18 protein-coding genes are annotated in these 19,577 nt (G+C 63.3%); 11 read left to right on the top strand and 7 right to left on the bottom strand.

Features of this window, described 5'->3' with window-relative positions; all coding sequences use genetic code 11:
• Window positions 1-251: 251 nt before the first annotated feature.
• From ACSSV3_RS00725 to ACSSV3_RS00705, 5 genes are all read left to right on the top strand, one after another.
• Window positions 252-605, top strand: a complete 354-nt coding sequence (locus ACSSV3_RS00725; RefSeq protein ID WP_354325082.1) for a hypothetical protein — start codon at window positions 252-254, stop codon at window positions 603-605.
• Between the two features lie 63 nt (window positions 606-668).
• A complete protein-coding gene (locus ACSSV3_RS00720) occupies window positions 669-1,901 on the top strand; it encodes a TolC family protein (protein WP_354325084.1) in 1,233 nt (410 codons plus the stop codon).
• Window positions 1,898-3,142, top strand: coding sequence for an efflux RND transporter periplasmic adaptor subunit (locus ACSSV3_RS00715; protein ID WP_354325086.1), 1,245 nt, complete (start codon window positions 1,898-1,900; stop codon window positions 3,140-3,142). The genes ACSSV3_RS00720 and ACSSV3_RS00715 overlap by 4 nt, the downstream gene beginning before the upstream one ends.
• Window positions 3,143-3,156: 14 nt before the next feature.
• A complete protein-coding gene (locus tag ACSSV3_RS00710; protein ID WP_354325087.1) occupies window positions 3,157-6,312 on the top strand; it encodes an efflux RND transporter permease subunit in 3,156 nt (1,051 codons plus the stop codon).
• A 307-nt stretch (window positions 6,313-6,619) separates the two neighbouring features.
• Window positions 6,620-7,375: a helix-turn-helix domain-containing protein gene (locus ACSSV3_RS00705; protein WP_354325089.1), complete on the top strand. Its 756-nt coding sequence runs from the start codon at window positions 6,620-6,622 to the stop codon at window positions 7,373-7,375.
• A 38-nt stretch (window positions 7,376-7,413) separates the two neighbouring features.
• Here ACSSV3_RS00705 and phbB read toward each other — a convergent pair whose 3' ends face one another.
• Complete coding sequence (phbB, locus tag ACSSV3_RS00700; RefSeq protein ID WP_354325091.1) at window positions 7,414-8,136, bottom strand: acetoacetyl-CoA reductase; 723 nt, start codon at window positions 8,134-8,136, stop codon at window positions 7,414-7,416.
• A gap of 234 nt (window positions 8,137-8,370) precedes the next feature.
• Window positions 8,371-9,129, bottom strand: coding sequence for a hypothetical protein (locus ACSSV3_RS00695; RefSeq protein WP_354325093.1), 759 nt, complete (start codon window positions 9,127-9,129; stop codon window positions 8,371-8,373).
• 352 nt (window positions 9,130-9,481) lie between these two features.
• Here ACSSV3_RS00695 and ACSSV3_RS00690 point away from each other — a divergent pair, with 352 nt between their 5' ends.
• The 5 genes from ACSSV3_RS00690 to ACSSV3_RS00670 all read left to right on the top strand — a co-directional run bounded on the left by ACSSV3_RS00690 (window position 9,482) and on the right by ACSSV3_RS00670 (window position 15,717).
• On the top strand, window positions 9,482-9,916 hold the full coding sequence (locus ACSSV3_RS00690; RefSeq protein ID WP_354325302.1) for a DUF3576 domain-containing protein: 435 nt from the start codon (window positions 9,482-9,484) through the stop codon (window positions 9,914-9,916).
• A gap of 25 nt (window positions 9,917-9,941) precedes the next feature.
• Window positions 9,942-12,647: a leucine--tRNA ligase gene (gene leuS / locus ACSSV3_RS00685; RefSeq protein ID WP_354325095.1), complete on the top strand. Its 2,706-nt coding sequence runs from the start codon at window positions 9,942-9,944 to the stop codon at window positions 12,645-12,647.
• A complete protein-coding gene (gene lptE / locus ACSSV3_RS00680) occupies window positions 12,647-13,147 on the top strand; it encodes an LPS assembly lipoprotein LptE (RefSeq protein WP_354325097.1) in 501 nt (166 codons plus the stop codon). The genes leuS and lptE overlap by 1 nt, the downstream gene beginning before the upstream one ends.
• Window positions 13,144-14,208 carry a DNA polymerase III subunit delta gene (locus ACSSV3_RS00675; protein WP_454184728.1) on the top strand — a complete coding sequence of 355 codons (1,065 nt, stop codon included), beginning with the start codon at window positions 13,144-13,146 and terminating at the stop codon, window positions 14,206-14,208. Before lptE ends, ACSSV3_RS00675 begins: the two co-directional genes overlap by 4 nt.
• Before the next feature lie 105 nt (window positions 14,209-14,313).
• Complete coding sequence (locus tag ACSSV3_RS00670) at window positions 14,314-15,717, top strand: sugar transferase (protein ID WP_354325098.1); 1,404 nt, start codon at window positions 14,314-14,316, stop codon at window positions 15,715-15,717.
• On the opposite strand, the gene ACSSV3_RS00665 is transcribed toward ACSSV3_RS00670, so the two are convergent.
• The 3 genes from ACSSV3_RS00665 to ACSSV3_RS00655 are packed head-to-tail and all read right to left on the bottom strand — an operon-like array spanning window position 15,711 to window position 17,608.
• Complete coding sequence (locus tag ACSSV3_RS00665) at window positions 15,711-16,295, bottom strand: LptA/OstA family protein (protein WP_354325100.1); 585 nt, start codon at window positions 16,293-16,295, stop codon at window positions 15,711-15,713. The genes ACSSV3_RS00670 and ACSSV3_RS00665 overlap by 7 nt on opposite strands.
• On the bottom strand, window positions 16,292-16,963 hold the full coding sequence (gene lptC, locus ACSSV3_RS00660; RefSeq protein ID WP_354325102.1) for an LPS export ABC transporter periplasmic protein LptC: 672 nt from the start codon (window positions 16,961-16,963) through the stop codon (window positions 16,292-16,294). The genes ACSSV3_RS00665 and lptC overlap by 4 nt, the downstream gene beginning before the upstream one ends.
• A gap of 24 nt (window positions 16,964-16,987) precedes the next feature.
• A complete protein-coding gene (locus tag ACSSV3_RS00655) occupies window positions 16,988-17,608 on the bottom strand; it encodes a ribonuclease D (protein WP_354325104.1) in 621 nt (206 codons plus the stop codon).
• 83 nt (window positions 17,609-17,691) lie between these two features.
• On the opposite strand from ACSSV3_RS00655, the gene ung reads away from it, so the two are divergent.
• On the top strand, window positions 17,692-18,378 hold the full coding sequence (gene ung, locus ACSSV3_RS00650; protein WP_354325306.1) for a uracil-DNA glycosylase: 687 nt from the start codon (window positions 17,692-17,694) through the stop codon (window positions 18,376-18,378).
• Here ung and ACSSV3_RS00645 read toward each other — a convergent pair whose 3' ends face one another.
• Window positions 18,379-18,717: a TraR/DksA family transcriptional regulator gene (locus ACSSV3_RS00645; RefSeq protein ID WP_354325105.1), complete on the bottom strand. Its 339-nt coding sequence runs from the start codon at window positions 18,715-18,717 to the stop codon at window positions 18,379-18,381.
• Between the two features lies 1 nt (window position 18,718).
• Window positions 18,719-19,570 (bottom strand): universal stress protein, encoded by an 852-nt coding sequence (locus tag ACSSV3_RS00640; protein ID WP_354325107.1) that lies wholly within the window; start codon window positions 19,568-19,570, stop codon window positions 18,719-18,721.
• Window positions 19,571-19,577 lie beyond the last annotated feature (7 nt).

Here is a 19,577-nt window from a genome sequence, read left to right as displayed (position 1 = left end):
TATTCCGCAGAACTGTGTAGCCCCGCAAATCCAGCGTGCTTCCTTAGCCTGGTGCACGGCTAACCGTAATGGCAGCAAAGAGGTATGCGGCCTATGGCAGCATCTACATCCTATCGGCGCTGGACTGGTTGTGAATCGCAGAAGGGGTCAGGCCTGACCGTAGGGACGCGATCGGAGTCTGCATTTGCCTGCTTGGCACCTCGGCTATCCTGTGGGGATCTGCCCGACCTGAAAAAGTTCATGCAGTGACAGTGGCTATTCCCCAAACCGTCGGCTATCTCTGGAACGTGCGCATCGTTTTCGCCCTTTTCGCCGCCATGGCGTTGCTCGTGTCCGGCATCCACGCCGGGCCAGCGGAGTCGCACGAGGGCGATCCGCAACATTTCAGCGCGCATCATGCCGACCAGCACGACGAAGGCAGTTCCTCGCAGCCGGATGCAAGCGATCAGTATGGTTCGCACCATCACTGCCCCAGTTTTGCAGCGGTTGATATGGACCCGTGTCAGGATGCTGACTTCGTTGGCAGTGAGCGGTTCAAGCCTGCGGCCATCAAACCACTTGGATCGACCATGCGCGCACCGCCGCTAAACCCTCCCAAGCCCTGACTGCCTTCACCGCGTGCTGGAAAGACACGCGTAATCTAGCAGTTAGCCAAGGGATGTTTCCCAATGAATACGAGAATTTGTGCGACCCTGCTTGCAGGGGTCGCAGGGCTGTGGTCAGCTGGGCTTTCAGCTGAGCCGCTGACGCTTGAGGCCGCGATTGACCGTGCCGTCGGCGCCTCGCCTGAGGTTGTTGCCGCACGGGCATCGGTCGAGGGCGCAAGAGCCGGGATCACGCAGGCCGGGGTCAGACCCAACCCTGTCGTGACGCTTGAGACGGAAGATTTCGCCGGAACCGGTCCCTTCAACGCCTTCGGACAATCGCAGGTGACGCTCACTTATGAGCAGCGCATCGAACGCGGCAACAAGCGCGATGCACGGCTCGCCTATGCAGCGCGCGGGCTCGATCTGGCCGATGCGCAGGCTCGTCAGCGGCGGTTGGATCTGGCCGCGCAGGTGCAGCGCGCCTTCATCGACGTGCAGATTGCCGATCAGCTCGTCTGGATCGCCGGTCGCCGGCTGGAGACCGAGCGCGAATTGCAGGTCGAGGCGCTCCGCCGGGTGCGTGGCTATCGTGACCCGCTGTTCGTCGAGACCCAGATGGCCGCGCGAATCACCAGCGCGGAACTGGCGCTGGAGCAGACCAAGGCCCGTGCGGATGCGGCGCGCGCGCTGCTCGCGTCTTACTGGGGCGGCGATGGCGCGGCGCTGGAAGTGGCCGAGGGCATCGAGAAGCCCGCTTCTGTGAAGCCAACTCTCGCGCATGTCGATGCCTCGGTGCGCGAGGCAGCTGTGGCACAGGCGAGCGCCGGGGTGGTGCTCGAACAATCGCGCGCGCGGCAGGATTACACCGTCGGCGGCGGCGTGCGCTTCCTGCGCGAGACCAATGATGCCGCCCTGGTCGCCTCTGTATCGATCCCACTCGGGCGGTTCGACCGCAATCAGGGCAACATCGCGCAGGCACAGGCGCAGCGGCAGCGGATTGAAGCCGAAGCTGAAGCTGACCGTCTCGCCCGTCTGCGGCGGCTCGCCCAGTTGCGGGCGCAGGCCAGTGCGGCAGCAGCGCGCGCGGATGGCCTGATGCATCAGGTCTACCCGCAAACGGTCAAGACACTCGAACAGGTGCGCGAGGGCTATAATCGCGGCGGCTTCCGCTTTTCCGATGTGCAGGATGCGGCCGATGCGACCGTCACCGTGCAGCAGCAATGGGCCGAAGCGATGACCGAATTCCGCGACGCCCAATCCGAAATTGACCGACTGACTGGCCGCTTCGACGGGGCCGCGGAGACACTTCCATGACTAACATACACATCCTCGTTCGCCTCGCGCCGCTGGCGTTTTTGGCGGGAACGCTCGCAGCCTGCGGCTCTGATCCGCAGCACGCCGAAAACGGCGAGGCCGAAGCCGCCGAAGCGCCCAAAGGCCCGCATGGCGGCAAACTGCTGACCGATGGCACGCTCGGCCTCGAAATCACGATTTTCGAGACCGGACAGGAGCCGCAATACCGCGTCTATCCCTTCCTTGACGGCAAGCCGCTTGATCCGGCCAAGGTCGACCTCGCCATCACCCTTTCGCGCCTCGGCGGCAAAGTGGATCGCTTCGCTTTCAAGCCCGAGGGAGACTTTCTTGCTGGTCAGGGCGTCGTGGGCGAACCGCACAGCTTCGATGTCGAAGTGGTCGCTGCGGTCAATGGCAAACGCAGCAAGTGGAGCTACCAGAATTACGAAGGCCGCACTACGATCACCCCTGAGGCGGCCGAGCAAGGCGGCATCAAGGTGGAGGCAGCCGGGCCTGCCACCATCGGCGACGAACGCGAGCTTTACGGCACGGTCGAGCTCAACCCTTCCGCCCGCTCTGAAATCCGCGGACAATTTCCGGGCCGGGTCGTCTCGGTCACCAAGCAGGTTGGTGATTTTGTAAAGCAAGGCGAACTGCTGGCCCGGATCGAATCTTCGGAAAGCTTACAGGTCTATCCGGTCTATTCCACCGTCAGCGGTGTGGTGGCTGAACGCGGTGGAAACCCAGGCAATATGACCGGCGGGGAGCCGCTTTTCGTCATCACCAACCCTTCTGCGACCACGGTAGTTTTCAACATATTCCCCCGGGATCTGGGCATTGTGCGTCCCGGTATGCGTATCACCGTGGCGTCGCAGGACGGGCGCGAGGTCGGCACTTCGACGCTTGGGCAATATCTGGCCGAAGGCAATCCGCAGGCGGGAACCGCGCTGATCCGTGCCGCAATCCCCAATCGCGGGGGGTGGATCCGGTCTGGCATGGCGATGCGCGGGCGCTTGATCGTCAACGAGCAAAGTGTTCCGCTCGCGGTCCGAACCGTGGCTATCCAGCCCTTCCGCGACTTTCAGGTGGTCTATGCCCGTTATGGCAATGCCTACGAAGTGCGGATGCTGGAACTCGGACGCAAAGGTGCCGAATTTACCGAGGTGCTCGCGGGGATCGAACCCGGCACGCCCTATGTCACGGCAAGCTCCTTCCTTGTGCGCGCGGACATCGAAAAGTCCGGCGCGAGCCACGACCATTAAGGAAAGACCAGATCATGCTTGAACGTATCGTCGGACTATCGATCCGCCAGCGCTGGTTTGTCCTTGCCCTTGTCGCGCTGGTGAGCGCGCTGGGGGTGTGGAGCGCCCTGCGCCTTCCCATCGATGCCGTGCCGGACATCACCAATGTCCAGGTGCAGATCAACACCGAGGCTGAAGGCTTTTCGCCGCTGGAGTCAGAACAGCGCATCACCTTCCCGATCGAGACCGCCATTTCCGGTCTCCCGAAGCTCGAATACACCCGTTCGATCTCGCGCTACGGCCTGAGCCAGGTGACGGTTGTGTTCGAGGACGGCACCGACATCTATTTTGCGCGGCAGCTGGTCAATGAACGCATCCAGCAGGTGAAGAGCCAGTTGCCAGGCGGGATCGAGCCGCAGATGGGCCCAATCGCCACCGGGCTTGGCGAAATCTTCATGTTTGCGATCGAGCCCGAGCCGGGCGCGCGCAAGCCGGATGGCAGTGAATGGACGCCAACCGATCTGCGCACCCTGTCAGATTGGGTGGTGCGCCCGCAATTACGCACCATACCGGGCGTTGCCGAGGTGAACACCGTCGGCGGCTATGAACGGCAATATCATGTCACCCCTGATCCGGTGCAGCTGGCTGCGCTCGGCCTGTCGCTAACCGACGTGGTCGAGGCGCTGGAACAAAACAATGCCAATCGCGGCGCGGGCTATGTTGACCGCGGCGGGGAACAGATCCTGATCCGCGTGCCGGGTCAGGCAGTTAACGAAGCCGACCTCGGCACAATCGTCATCGCCACCCGAGGCGGCGTGCCGATCCGCGTATCCGACGTGGCAGAGGTCACTATTGGTTCTGAACTGCGCACTGGTGCAGCGACCGAAAATGGGCGCGAGATCGTGCTCGGCACAGTGCTGATGCTGACGGGCGAAAATCCGCGCATGGTGGCACAGGCTACTGCCGATCGATTGAAGCAGGTCACCGCCTCATTGCCCGAAGGCATCGTCGCGCACCCGCTTTACGACCGCACGGAACTGGTCGAGCGCACGATTGCCACCGTCGAGAAGAACCTCGCCGAAGGCGCCTTGCTGGTGGTCGTGGTGCTGTTCCTGCTGCTCGGCAATTTCCGCGCCGCGCTGATTACAGCAGCGGTGATTCCCGTGGCAATGCTGATGGCGCTGACGGGGATGTTGGCAACGCGCACCTCGGCCAATCTGATGAGCCTCGGCGCGCTCGACTTCGGTCTGATCGTTGATGGGGCGGTGATCATCGTCGAGAACTGTCTGCGGCGTCTGGGAGAACAGCAGCACCGCCTGGGCCGCCTGCTCAACCGGGACGAGCGGTTCGGGCTGGTCGCTTCGGCCAGCGCCGAGGTAATCCGGCCCAGTATCTTCGGGATCATCATCATCACAGCAGTCTATCTGCCGATCTTCGCGCTCGAAGGGATCGAGGGCAAGACCTTCCATCCGATGGCGATCACCGTGGTGCTCGCGCTGACCGCAGCGATGATCCTGTCGCTCACGCTTGTGCCTGCCGCAGTCGCCATGTTCGTGACCGGCAAAGTCGAGGAGAAGGAGAACCGGGTCATGCGCTGGCTTTCCACGCGCTACGCTCCGCTGCTTGAAAAGGTGCTTTCCCGTCCCAAGCCCGTTGTTGCAGGAGCAGTGCTGCTGATTGCGGTGGCGGGCTTCGGGGCGACGCGGCTTGGCTCGGAATTCATTCCGCAGCTCGATGAAGGCGATATCGCCATGCACGCGCTGCGCATTCCGGGCACCAGCCTGTCGCAGGCGATCAAGATGCAGGAAACACTGGAGGAGCGCATTCGCCAGTTCCCGGAGGTGGAGCGGGTGTTTGCCAAGATCGGCACGCCCGATGTCGCCACCGATCCGATGCCCCCTTCGGTCGCGGACAACTTCATCATGCTGAAGCCGCGGGAGGAATGGCCCGATCCGCGCAAGCCTCGCGAACAGCTCATCGCTGAACTAAATGCGGCCGTCGATCTGATCCCCGGCAACAATTACGAGTTCACTCAGCCTGTCCAGATGCGTATGAACGAGCTGATTGCCGGGGTTCGAGCAGATGTCGCAGTCAAGCTGTTTGGCGATGATCTCGATCAGCTGATTGCCAGCGGGCAGGAACTCGAAGAGATCGTTGCCAGCGTTCCGGGCGCGGCAGACGTGAAGCTCGAACAGGTGACCGGCCTTCCGGTGCTCTCGATCGTTCCCAAGCGCGACATGCTGGCGAGCTATGGCGTCAGCATGTCAACGGTGCAGGATATCGTCTCCATCGCGACCGGAGGGCAGCAGGCGGGCCAGATCTTCGATGGCGACCGGCGTTTTCCGGTGGTGGTGCGCCTGCCCGAGGACCTTCGCACCGACCTTGACCGCTTGACCAATCTGCCCGTCCCGCTGCCCAATGGTGCCTCGGTGCCTTTGGGCGAGCTGGCGGATATTACGCTCGCCGCCGGGCCAAACCAGGTCAGCCGGGAAAACGGCAAGCGGCGTGCAGTGATCACCGCCAATGTCCGTGACCGCGATCTCGGCAGCTTTATCGATGAATTGCAGGGCAAGGTCGACAGCGATATGGAACTGCCCGCTGGTTACTATGTCGAATATGGCGGAACATTCGAACAGTTGCAGTCTGCGGCCACCCGCCTGTCGATCGTCGTGCCGCTGGTGCTGCTGCTGATCTTCGGCCTGCTCTACACCCTGTTCAAGTCGTGGCGCGATGCGGGCGTAGTCTTCACCGGCGTGCCACTGGCTCTGACAGGCGGCATTGCGGCGCTGCTGCTGCGCGATATTCCGTTCTCGATCTCCGCCGGAGTGGGGTTCATCGCTCTGTCCGGGGTAGCGGTGCTGAACGGGGTGGTGATGCTATCGTTCATCCGGGATCTGCGTGAAGGGGGTGAAAGGCTGGCCGAAGCGATCCGGCACGGGGCGCTTGTGCGCCTGCGCCCGGTTCTGATGACCGCTCTGGTCGCCTCATTGGGCTTTGTGCCCATGGCGGTGAATGTCGGCGCCGGATCGGAAGTGCAAAGACCGCTCGCCACCGTGGTGATCGGCGGGATCATCACCTCGACGATCCTGACCCTCCTCGTGCTTCCGGCGCTTTACCTGCTGGTGAATCGCCGGAAAGAGGAGAAGGCCAAGTCGGAACGCGCAGATCCCGCAGGAGTAAGCGCAGCATGAGTGTGAACCATCCAATGGAGTAAGCAGGCAAGCGAAAACCGCGGCGTAAACAGGGTTACGCCAGCGCAAATTGGAATCAATGCAAAATACGGTAAAACAGTGCTTTAGCGTAGATTTTCGTAGTCTGACGTACTCTTTTTGTACCCGCTGCCGAAGGCAGAGGTCACAGGTTCGAATCCTGTCGGGTGCGCCAAGGCCGTGTCCGCCACCCCTTTCGGGAATTTGGTCTTCTCTGCCGGCCGGCCGGCGCGCCAATCCAAAAAATTCGGGGTGGCCCGCCTTTGCCCCTCTCCCTAAACCTCTCCGCATGACCACCGCCCTCGACACCCTGACCGACAAGGAACGCCAGACCCTGCGGCTGATCCTGCGCGGGCATGATGCCAAATCCTCGGCGCGAGAATTGGGGTTGTCGGTGCACACGGTCAACGAACGGCTACGCGATGCGCGGCGCAAGCTGGGTGTAACCAGCAGCCGGGAAGCGGCGCGGCGCTTGCTGGCGGAGGAGGACGAGACCCCCGAATTGCTGGGGGACAAGCCTTTGAGGGATGCTTTGGCGACCCCTCCCGATGCACCAGTAACGGCATCCGCTACCCGGCGGTGGGTGAGGCTCGGCCTCGCCCTTACCTCGATCGGAGTGCTTGCCATGTCGCTGATTCTCGCCGCCCTGTTCCTGCCTGCCTCACCGCTGTCGTTGCTTGCCCCTGCCCCTGTGGTGCCAGTCGCCGCCGAACCTTCGGCCAGCGTCGCCGCGCGTGCCGCCGAGGATTTCCTGATGCTGGTCGACGAATCGCGCTGGGCTGAAAGCTACGCCGCCACCAGCGCGCAGTTCCGCCGCCTCAACACGCTTGCGGTTTGGAGCGAAGTGTCCGAGCGCGTGCGCCCGCCGCTCGGCAAGCTGTTGACCCGCGATCTGATCGCCAACGAATACGTCCCCGCTCCGCCCGAAGGCTACCGGCTGGTCAAGTTCCGCTCGATCTACGCCAATGGCACCGCGCAGACCGAGAGCCTGTCGTTGGCGTGGGAGGATGGCGCGTGGAAGGTGGCGGGCGTTGTGTTTGATTGAGGTGATGGCGGGAGCCGACGGCAAACCCGCCGCCCACCTCAATACATATGCTGGCCGCCGTTGATGCTCATGGTCGAGCCGGTCGTGAAGCCGCCGTTTTCGCTCGTCAGAAACGCCACGCCGCGGGCGATTTCTTCGGCCATGCCGAGGCGGCCGACCGGGATTTTCGCCACGATTTTTTCGAGCACCGCAGGCGGCACAGCGGCGACCATGTCGGTGTCGATATAGCCTGGCGCAATCGCGTTGACAGTCACCCCGAACTTCGCGCCTTCCTGCGCCAAGGCTTTGGTAAAGCCATGAATTCCGCTTTTCGCCGCAGCGTAATTGACCTGCCCGTATTGCCCCGCCTGCCCGTTGATCGAGCCGATGTTGACGATCCGCCCCCAGCCCCTTTCGCGCATTCCGGGGAAGGTTGCCTTGGCCATGTTGAAGCACCCGCCGAGGTTGATGCGCATGACATCGTTCCAGTCGTCAAAGCTCATCCTGTGAAGCGTGCCGTCGCGGGTGATCCCGGCGTTGTTGACGACGATATCGACCGGGCCATGATCGGCGGCGACTTGGGCGCAGCCCGCCATCGCCGCTTCGTGATCGCCCACGTCCCACTTGTAGGCAGGGATGCCGGTTTCCGCTGTGAAGGCTCGCGCCTTTTCCTCATTCCCGGCGTAATTGGCGATGACCGTATGGCCCTGGCGTTGGAGGCGTTTGCAGATCGCCGCCCCGATTCCGCGCGTTCCTCCGGTAACGATGGCAACCCGGCCCATGGCATTCTCCCTTGTTTGCAAGTCTTATGACAAGCAATCTAGCGTTGCCGTAGCGTAAGGGGAAGCGGGGAATAGCTATGCGCGAAAACCGGGGTCAAACGGCGTGCAAGAGGGGGGCAAGGCCCCGTCAAGCAGGGGTCAAACAGGGGTCTAACTGGCACCTAGCCGCAGCAAGCGCGGGTCTGGCAAAGGATCTGAACCAGTCAGCCGCGCTGACCAGCAATTTGCAGCCGATCAGAACTTGATCTGGGTGCCGACGTAGACCGCTTGGCTATCCTGCACCGAATTGGTCAGCGGATCGAGCCGTTCGCGTTGCTGCGAATAGCGCACGCCAGCGGTCACGTTGAGGTTGGGCGAGAGGCTGAAGCTGCCACCCACATCCACGGTCTGCGTGCCAATCGAATCGAGTGTGTTGGGTGATCGGCCCACGATTGGGCGGTCTTCCAGTTCGATCCGCGGCTGCAGGCGGCTGGGCTTCTCATCCGCTTTGGGGCGTGATGGTTCGAACTGCGCCAGATCGGGCAGGCTCATGCTGTTGACATTCGCGCTCAGATCGACCGTGCGGGCAAAGCTTTTGTAACCGCGCGCCGATCCCAGTTGGAACCGGCTGGTATCAAGCGCGGTCAGCCCGATCCCGCGGCCGGGGGCTGCATTAATCGCCTTGCGCACCGAAATCGCCTGCGCGTTTTCATCATCCACCCGCACCGCGACTGTCACCGTGCGCTCGCCCGAGATCGGGGTGGCGCTGGCGGGAGTGAAGCGGATGCCGCGCGCCCGGGCTTTTTCAGCGACGCGGGCGGCAAGTGCAGGATCGACCGATGCCGGGGTGAACACATCAAGGCCCATCGCCGCCAAAGATGCAGCGCGGGCTTCCGCACCCGAACCGGCCAGCGCCAGCCCGGCGCTCGGCAAGCCCAATGCCAGCACGCCGCACAGCACAACCAGCGGCAGCGAATGCCGCGCCTTTGCTGTCCTGTCTGGCCGTGCCTTCATAATTTTGCCTGAACCCCCGTGTAACCCCAACCGGCTTTCACCAGACCATATGCGACATTAACCGAAGCTGAGTCGCATTGGGACCGTTATGATGTGATAGTCTGACATTGCAATGTTGCAATGGTCTTACCGTGCGCGGGCGGATTCCCCTGAACACTGTGGCGCGATACACACAGCAGGCAATGCGGCGCGCAGGTTCAGCGCGGGTAAAGCCGCCGGGCGCCTTTGTCAGCCGGTCTGCGGCGGATGATGCTTGCCGCGCAGGCGTTGAGGGTTATAGAGCGTCACCACGACAGATGATGAGGATTATTCGGCTGTGACACGTGCCAACTCCGCCCTTTTCCGCCCGGCCCTGCGCCGCACCCTTCGCGCCGCGCTGATTGGCGGGACGCTGTTTGCGCTGGCCGCGTGCGGCGGCAGCGATCGCCCGCGCACCGAATTGCAGGCCGCGCAGATCAACACCATCGGGGTCAACGCCTATTTGTGGCGCGCCGCGCTCGAAACGGTCAGCTTTGCGCCGCTGCTGCAGGCGGACAGCGCGGGCGGGGTGATTGTGACCGATTGGTACGCCAACCCGGCCAATCCCAATGAACGGGTCAAGATGACGGTGACGATCCTCGATCAGGATCTGCGCGCTGATGCGCTGCGGGTGGCCGCTATCCGGCAGGTGTCCGACGGCGGAAACTGGGTGGAAGCCCCGGTGCAGGCCGCTACCGTGCAGAAGCTGGAAGACATCATCCTGACCAAAGCCCGCGATTTGCGCCGACAGGCGCTCGCTTCCTCCTGAGACCTTTCGCCCAAGGCCACTGCGTATGACCGACATTCGTATTGATCCGTCCGTCATTGACGGTCGGGGGCGGTTCGATCCGTCCACCGCAGACGGACGCTGGCAGCGCGCCTGGGATGCGGCGGGGACATTCACCGCCGATTCGGACAGCACAAAGCCCAAAAGCTACATCCTTGAAATGTTCCCCTATCCTTCGGGGCGCATCCACATGGGCCATGTGCGCAATTACACCATGGGCGACGTGCTGGCGCGCTATCAGCGGATGCGCGGGTTTGAAGTGTTGCACCCGATGGGGTGGGACGCTTTCGGGATGCCGGCCGAAAACGCGGCGATGGAAAAGGGCGTGCACCCCGGCGGCTGGACGCGCCAGAACATCGCGCAGATGAAGGCACAGTTGCAGCGCATCGGCTTCGCGCTCGACTGGTCGCGCGAGATTGCCACCTGCGATCCCGAATATTACGGCCACGAACAGGCGCTGTTTGCTGATCTGTACGAAGCGGGCCTCGTGTATCGCAAGGAAAGCACGGTCAACTGGGATCCGGTCGACATGACCGTGCTCGCCAACGAACAGGTGATCGACGGCAAGGGCTGGCGTTCGGGTGCCGAGGTGGAAAAGCGCAAGCTCAACCAGTGGTTCCTGAAGATCACCGATTTTGCCGAGGACTTGCTCGCCGGGCTGGAAAGCCTTGAGGATTGGCCCGAAAAAGTGCGGCTGATGCAGGAAAACTGGATCGGCAAGTCACAGGGGCTGGAGTTCAGTTTCGACCTGTCAAACGGGGATCGCATCCCGGTTTACACCACCCGCCCCGATACGATTTTCGGCGCGAGTTTTGTCGCGGTGGCCGCCGATCATCCAGTGGCACAGGCGCTGGCGATGAACAATTGCGACGTCGCCAGCTTCATTGCCCGCTGCAAAAAGGGCGGCACCACGGCGGCGGAACTGGAAACGGCGGAAAAGCTCGGCTTTGACACTGAAATTTCCGCGCGCCACCCGCTCACCGGGGCAGACCTGCCGGTCTATATCGCCAATTTCGTGCTGATGGATTACGGCACCGGCGCGATCATGGGCGTGCCGGGGCATGACCAGCGCGATTTCGATTTTGCGACCAAATACGCCCTGCCAATTACCCGCGTGGTGGCGAACGACCCGGCACGCGCGGACGACCCGTTCAAGGGTGAGGCGGAAGCCGGCGACGGGGTGATCGTCAATTCCGGTTTCCTCAATGGCATGAGCGTTGACGATGCCATTCAGGCGGTGATTACCCGCGCCGAGGGCGAAGGCTGGGGCACCGGGCGCACCGTGTGGCGGCTGCGCGATTGGGGTGTTTCGCGCCAGCGGTACTGGGGTACGCCGATCCCGTTCATCCATTGTGAGGCGTGCGGCGTGGTGCCGGTGCCCAAGGATCAGCTGCCGGTGACGCTGCCCGATGATGTCAGCTTTGATATCCCCGGCAACCCGTTGGAGCGCCACCCGACGTGGAAGCACGTGGACTGCCCCAAGTGCGGGTGCGCCGCGCTGCGTGAGACCGATACGCTCGATACCTTTGTGGATTCCTCGTGGTATTTCCTGCGCTTTGCCAGCCAGCCTGCCGACCGTCCGTTCGACCCGGAAGAGGTCGCCAAATGGATGCCGGTGCAGCACTATATCGGCGGGATCGAACACGCGATTTTGCACCTGCTCTACGCCCGGTTCTGGACGCGGGCGCTCGCACACATGGGGCAGATCGCGGTGAAGGAGCCTTTCGCGGCGCTGTTTACGCAAGGCATGGTGACGCATGAGACTTATAGCGCCATCGAAATTTCTCGTGTCCGTCCGTTCGTCCCCGGTCAATACCAAGATTCTGAGCCACTCGAGTTCAAAAAAGTTGGCGATCAATGGATTGATGTTTCGACTGGGGAGCCTGCTCGAGAACGTGTTGTTTACTTCAGCCCCGATCAAATTCGTCGAGAAGGCAACAAGGCTTTCATTAAATTCAGTGGTGAAGAAGTCGACATCGGCCGCGTCATCAAGATGTCGAAGTCGAAGAAGAACGTCGTCGATCCCGATGCGATCATCGCCCGCCACGGGGCGGATGCGGTGCGGTGGTTCATGCTGTCGGATTCGCCGCCGGAACGCGATCTCCCGTGGTCCGATGCGGGGATCGAGGGCTGTGCGCGCTTCGTGCAACGGCTGTGGCGGCTGTTCAACGCCTATGACGCGGGCGCGACGGGCGAAGACAAGAGCCTCGACCGCAAGGCCCACCAGACCATCGCTGCGGTTGCCGCCGATATCGAGGCGCTGGGCTTCAACAAGGCTGTCGCGCGGATTTACGAGTTGACCGGCGCGGCTGAAAAATCCGCACCCTCGGCCAGCCGCTCCGCCGCGATCCGCGCGCTGGTGCACATGGTCGCGCCGATGATGCCGCATCTGGCCGAGGAAGTCTGGGCAAAATTTATTTATCCTACTGAAAAGTCGAAATTTATTTCAACCATGAGAGACGAGTATTCAGAACTCATCGCCGATGCGCCGTGGCCCGCAGTCGATCCCGCACTGCTGGTCGATGATGAAGTCACCATCGCGCTGCAACACATGGGCAAGCTGCGCGATACCATCACCGCGCCCAAGGGAGCGTCGAAGGACACGCTGGAGGCGCTGGCGCTGGCCTCGGCCAATCTGCAACGCTCGATTGATGGCGCGGCGGTGCGCAAAGTGATTGTGGTGCCCGATCGTTTGGTCAATATCGTTACCTGATGCGCGTTGCTCTCGCCCTTTGTGCCGCCCTTGCCGTGTCCGCCTGCGGCCTGTCGCCGATGTATGCGGGCGGCGGGACTTCGGCGGTGGCGCAAGGGATCGCTGCGGTTGATGTGCCCGCGATTGACGGACGCGACGGGTGGCTGGTCAAGAACGCGCTTGAAGCGCGGCTGGGCGCGGCTGGGCACACCACGCCTGCCTACCGCCTTGACGTGCGGCTTGATGATGCGCTTGAGGCATTGGGCGTGCTCAACGATGATACGATCAGCCGCGAACGCCGGATCTTGCGCGCGCGCTATCAGCTGATCGATCTGGCTACGGACACGGTGCTGCTGGATGCGACCGCCGAATCGGATGCCGGGATCGACGTGGTGAGTTCTGAATATGCTACCATCGCTGCCGAACAGAAAGCGCTTGAAAACCTTGCCGTCGATGTGGCTGACCGGATCGTGACGCAGGTTGCGCTGACGCTGCGCAATCGCGCCGCAGTGAGCCAGTGAAGGCCAAGAACAGCGATTTCGCTCGCGGCCTGCCGCCCGGCACGCAGGCGGCGCGGATGTTCTTCTTCTGCGGCCCCGATGAAGCCGGGGCGAGCGCGGCTGCCAATCGCATCGCCGCCGCGCTACCCGACGCGGGCGACCGGGTGGAACTGACCGGAGCCGATCTCAAACGCGATCCCGCGCTGCTGGGGGACGAGGCGCGCTCCACCTCGCTGTTCGGCGGGCAGCGCCATATCTGGGTGCGCGCCAGCGGAGACGAAGCGCATGATGCGCTGCAAATCCTGATCGAAACCGCCGATGCAGGCGCGGGCGCGGCGGCTCCGGTGCTGGTGATCGCGACATCGGCGACCGACAAATCGCGCACCGCCAAGCTGCTTGAAAAGCGCAAAGATGCGATGGTGGCGATGTTCCACCCGCCCGATCTCGGGTCGGTCGCAGGCGCGGTGCGGGGGATGGCGGACGCGGCGGGCCTGCGGCTGGGCGGCGATCTGGCCGAACGGATCGCGCGCGGGGCCGGGCTTGATGTGCGGCTGGCACAGTCCGAAGTCACCAAGTTGGCGCTCTATTGCGATGCCGATCCGCAGGCTCCCAAGCCCGCCAGCCTTGAAGATCACGCCGCGATTGGCGCGGCGACCGAGGAGGACGGCTTTGCCCCGCTGGTCAACGCGGTGCTGGGCGGAGAGGTGGGCCGGATCGGCGGGGAGGTGCGGCGGATGCGCGAGCTGGGGCTGAACCCGGTCGGCGTCGCGCTCGCGCTCGAAAGGCGCGCTGCGCAATTGGCGCAGATCGCGGCGAAGATCGGCACCAATGGCAAGATCCCGTCGCTCGGGCCAGGCGAGAAAATGCAGCTCGGCATCTTCTTTCGTGAAGAGCGCGCGATCATCCAGCAATTTGAACGCTGGACCCAGCCGGCCGCACGCGGCGGGCGCGAAACCCGGCTCGACCGGCTGATCCCGCGACTGATCGGATTGCACCGCACGCTGCTTGCCAATAGTCAGGCGGCGGAGCTGCTGCTGGCGCAGGAACTGACCGAAATCGCCCGATTTGCCGCGAAACGATAATTAGTTGTGACGAATTGCACGTCGCTGTTGCTCAGACCTTTCCAATCCCCTGTAATTGCCCCTAAGTAATTTCCCTAGGGTTCGTGCCGATTGGAAGCCATCCTGATGAATCAGGTCACGCCGCAACTGATCAGATCAGTGCGGAATGATATTGGTGAAAACAAGATTCCGCCATCGCTGGAGCGGCGGCGGCTGCGCGCCTATATCCTGATGCTCGTGGCGGATGGCGCGCTGCTCAATCTCAGCTTCGCGCTCGCTGCCCTGCTGTGGGAAGGGCGCTGGTGGGAACCGCGCGCGATGTTGGCGGCGCAAGCGATGTTGCCGGTGTTTTTCACCATCGCGCTCTATAGCGGAACTTATGGCGTCAGGGCGCTGTCCGATTGGCTGTTTGCTGCGCGCAAAGTGTTGATCGCGCTGACAATTGCGGCGGCGCTTATCAATTTCCTCGGCTTTTATACCAAGACCAATGAGGATTTTTCGCGCGCCGCGGTGACGCTGGGTTTGGTGTTCACCGCGATCCTGCTGGTGGGGTTCCGGCGATTGGTGGCGGTCGGAATCGCGCATCTCTGGGGCGGACGGATCATCAACCAGTTGGTGATCGATGACGGCGGATCGGGCTTCGCGATGAATGATGCGGTCACGATCGCGGCGGCTGATTATGATCTGGATCCCGCCAGCCATGATCCCTTCATGCTCGACCGGCTGGGCAAATTGCTGCGCAATCAGGACAAGGTGGTGGTCAGCTGCCCGCGTGAACGGCGCGGTGCCTGGGCATTGGTGCTCAAATCGGCGGGGGTTCATGGCGAGATCGTGAGCGAACCCGCCCATGCGCTCGGCGCGATCGGCGTGCATCATTACGACGCGCTGGATCGCACCACGCTGGTGGTGTCGACCGGTCCGCTGGGACTGCGCAACCGCATCCTTAAACGCGGGTTTGATGTGGTTGCAGCATTGGCAGGGCTGATCGCGCTGGCGCCGCTGATGATCGTGGTCGCGGTGCTGATCAAGCTGGAAGATGGCGGCCCGGTGCTGTTCATTCAGCGGCGGCTGGGGCGCGGCAACCAGTTTTTCGATATGCTCAAGTTCCGGTCGATGCGCGAAGAACGGCGCGATCCCTATGGTGATCGGTCAACCGCGCGCGATGATGAGCGGATCACCCGGATCGGCGCCTTCATGCGGCGCACCAGCATTGATGAACTGCCGCAGCTGATCAATGTGCTGCGCGGCGATATGGCGATCGTCGGCCCGCGTCCGCACGCAATCGGCAGCCGTGCGAACGACAAATATTTCTGGGAGGTCGACGCCGCATACTGGCAGCGCCATTCATTGAAACCGGGTCTGACGGGGCTGGCACAGGTGCGCGGCCATCGTGGCGCAACCGAGGTCGAGAAAGACCTTACCGACCGGCTGCAATCCGATCTGGAATATATTGCGGGCTGGTCGCTTCTGCGTGATATCGGCATCGTGATGCGCACCATGATGGTGCTGCGGCACGATAATGCCTATTGATCGGCGGGGGCGGCTGGTTCCTTTTTCGCGTCGCTCCGCTGCGGCACGGTGAAGGTGCCGTTCACCCGGCCATTGCGATCGCCGCCTGCCGCGCTGCCGTCCACGCTTGAAACGCCGCTTTCAAGATCGATCACCAACCGCCCGCCGTTGAGCGTATCGGTGCCGCGGCGCAGGCGGACATTGCCGGCCATGGTGATGATCCGCCGGTTAAAATCATAGATCGCATTATCGCCGCTGGCGCGTTCGTTGCCGCGCGTGACAATCACCCCGCCGGTCGCGGTAATGCGTTGCATTTCGAGCGTGCCGACATCGGTGTAATTGACCAGCATCCGGTTCGACTGGATGGTCAGATCGGCCTGGGTAACGGTGACACCGCCGCTCAGCAGCACCCGGTTTTCGCGGTCGAGCCATTCGATCCGGCTCGCCTGCGTGCTGACCGGCGCGCGCGAATCATGCGCGGCAATGCCTTGCGCGTGCAGCGCCATGCCGCCCGCCAGCGCGGCGGTCAGGGCAAAGCCGCCGATCCCCCAGGCTAGGGCGATGTTACGAAGTGACGCGCGGGAAGTAGGCTGGGTCATTGCGGTATCCTCAACTGGCCGGGGATCATGGTAACGCGCGCGTCGCCTTCAAGCAAAATCTTGCGGGTGGCGAGGTCGGCACGGATCGACCGGGCCGAAAACTCACCCGCCGGGAGCGTGCCCGACACGCCGTCATCCCCGCGCATCTCGCGTGTCCTGAGATCGATCGACACCCCCCGCGCGATCATCGAATAGCCATCGGCACCAACAAGGCGCACCGCGCCATCGATTGCCATGGTTTCGTTTTCAATGTCATAGGTGCCGCCCGGGGCGCTCAATCGCGCTGGCCCTTCGGTCAGCAGCAATTGCGCGACCAGATCCTGCATCCGTACCAAACCTTCGGCGCTGGATGCCTGCACCGCTTCGCCCGCCATTACCGAAAATGGCCGGCCCTGATCGTCACGCCCGCGATACATCGCATTATCGACGCTGAGCCGTTGATCGATCCGCGCGACCTTGTTGCGATCCAGCAGGAAACTGACTTCGCCGCGCGGGCCGAGCGGCGTGATCACCATCAGCGCCGCAACCACCCCCACCGCCATCGGCAGCGCGCGGGCGAGGAAACGCACCATCCGGTCGTGCGATCCGCCGGGCGCCGCGAAATGCTGGCGCCGGCCGCGCAGTTCGCGGGCCTCGGTCGTTTCAATGCGGGGTTTGCCGGTCACCATCGGTCAGGTTTGCGATCCGCGCGCTTACATGTGGCTGAATATGTCGGTTTCCGCCCAGCCTGCCACATCGAGCAACGCGCGGGTGGGGAGGAAATCGAAACACGCCTGCGCCAGCGCGGTGCGCCCTTCGCGTTCCAGCCGCAGGGTCAATTCATCGCGCAGCCGGTGGAGGTAGCGCACATCGGACGCCGCATAATCGCGCTGCGCATCGGAAAGCACCGGGCCGCCCCAATCGCTCGATTGCTGCTGTTTCGAGATATTCTCGCCCAGCAGTTCCTCGACCAGATTCTTCAATCCGTGGCGATCAGTATAGGTGCGCACCAGTTTGCTGGCGATCTTGGTGCAGAACACCGGCGCGGCCATCACGCCAAGGTAGTGGTGGATCGCAGCCAGATCGAACCGGCCGAAGTGATAGATTTTCACCCGCGAAGGATCGCTCAACAGCGCTTTCAGATTGGGCGCATCATAGCTGCTGCCGGGGTTGAAGCGCACCAGATGTTCATCGCCCGAACCATCGGACAATTGCACCACGCACAGCCGGTCGCGGGTGGTGATCAGGCCCATCGTCTCGGTATCGATGGCAATCGCGCTATTGCCTTGGAGCACGCCGGGGGGGAGGTCTTCTTCGTGGAAATGCACAGTCATAGGTGCCGCCCTACGCCGATTGGGGAAAGAGGGGAAGGGCAGAGTGGCGCGACTGCTTATACCGGGTGTAGCAGGGGTGGATGATGGCAGCCGAAACGATCCCCGATAGCTGGCGCAGCGTGCTTGAACCCGTGCTGGCAACCCCGGAGGCGCGGCGGCTGGGCGGATGGCTCACGGCGGAAGAGGCGGCGGGTAAACAGGTTTATCCGCCGCGCGGAACCCGCCTCGCCGCGCTGGCGCTGACCCCGCTGGATGACGTGCGCTGCGTGATCCTGGGGCAAGATCCCTATCACGGGCCGGGGCAGGCGCATGGGCTGGCGTTTTCGGTGCAGGACGGGGTGCGGGTGCCGCCCTCGCTGGTCAATATCTATAAAGAGCTGGAGGCTGACCTTGGCCTGCCGCGCGCCGCGACCGGCGATCTGACGCGGTGGGCGCGGCAGGGCGTGCTGCTGCTCAACAACACGCTGACGGTTGAGGCGGGCCAAGCGGGCAGCCATGCGGGGCGCGGGTGGGATGCGATCACCGATGCCTGCGTCGCGGCGGCGGCGCAGCGCGATGCGCCGACGGTGTTCATCCTGTGGGGCAGCCACGCGCGCAAGAAGGCGAGCCGCATTCCGGCGCTGGCGCGGTCATCACAGCATCTGGTGCTGACGTCGGCCCACCCCAGCCCGCTATCGGCGCATAACGGCTTCTTCGGCTCGCGCCCGTTCAGCCAGACCAACGCTTTTCTGGAACAGCACGGACGCGGGGTGATCGACTGGGGGTTGTGATTACCCTGCTCTTGCGCACTCGATGCAGGTTGTCACCGCGGGGCTGTGTTCCAGCCGGGCGGGCGCGATGTCATCGCCGCATTTGAGGCAATAGCCGTATTCGCCTTCGTCCATGCGGCGCAGCGCCTCGTCAATCCCGCCGCGCTCGGCCTTGCGCCGCCGCGCCTGCGCCAGCGCCATCGCCTGAATCTGCATCGCATCGATGCGCGACAGCCTGCCGACACTGTCCTGATCCAGCGTCACCGGCGCGCGGCCTTCTGCCGACATGGCATCTTCAGCCAGCAGCTCTTCGCGCCGGGCGAGCAGTTTTTCGCGCAGCCGGGCGAGGTCGAGCGCCATGTCAGCGCACAAGCAGAACCGGCACGCGGACGGTGCGGATCATCGTGGTGGTCGTGCTGCCGACGATCAGGGTGCGGATTGGCGAATGGCCATAGGCACCCATCATCAGCATCGCGCCGGGCGTCTGTTCGACCACCTTGGCGATAACGGCTTCGGGCTTGCCGGGTTCAAGCGTGGTCGTGACGTCACGCCCCGCCCCCAGCCGCGTCGCTGCATCTTGCAATGCGCGGCGGTGGGTTTCGGTGTCGGCATCGGCCATGACGATATTGACCGGCATCCCGGCGAACAGCGTCGATGTGACCAAACGGCCCAGCGCGCGTTCGGCAGCCGGGCTGCCATCATAGGCAAACACGATGCTGCGCGGCTCGGTCACTTCGCGTGAGGCGACCAGCACTGGCTTGGTGCTGGCGCGCACCACGCGTTCGAGTTTCGAACCAATATGGCCGGTGGCAAATTCGTGGCTCGCGCCGCGCTTGCCAATCACCACAACGCGGGCGCCTTCTTCACGTTCAAGGATCGTTTCAACGATCCCGCCGTGCCGGTGCAAGGTGCGCACATCAAAGGCGCCCGCTTCGCGCAGGCGTTTTTCCCCGGCGGCGAGCAGCACGCGGCCGCGCTCCACCTTCAGCCGCGCATCGGCGGCTTCCAGATTGACCAGTTCTTCCATCAGGCTGGTCTTGACCCCAAGGCCAATGGCCCCGGACCGATCGCCGCGCGCGGCCACCGCATCGCTGCGCTGAACGACGTGCAGCAGTTCAACCGGCATGGCCAGCCGCTTGGAAGCCCAGGCGGCGAGATCGCAGACGCTGTCGGCATAGCTTGATGCGTCGATACAGGCGAGGACGTGTTCCATGGTCATG

It is taken from the genome of Porphyrobacter sp. MBR-49, from assembly GCF_053628655.1.
The sequence above is the reverse complement of the archived record's forward strand: the minus strand, read 5'-3'. Positions and strand labels throughout refer to the sequence as shown.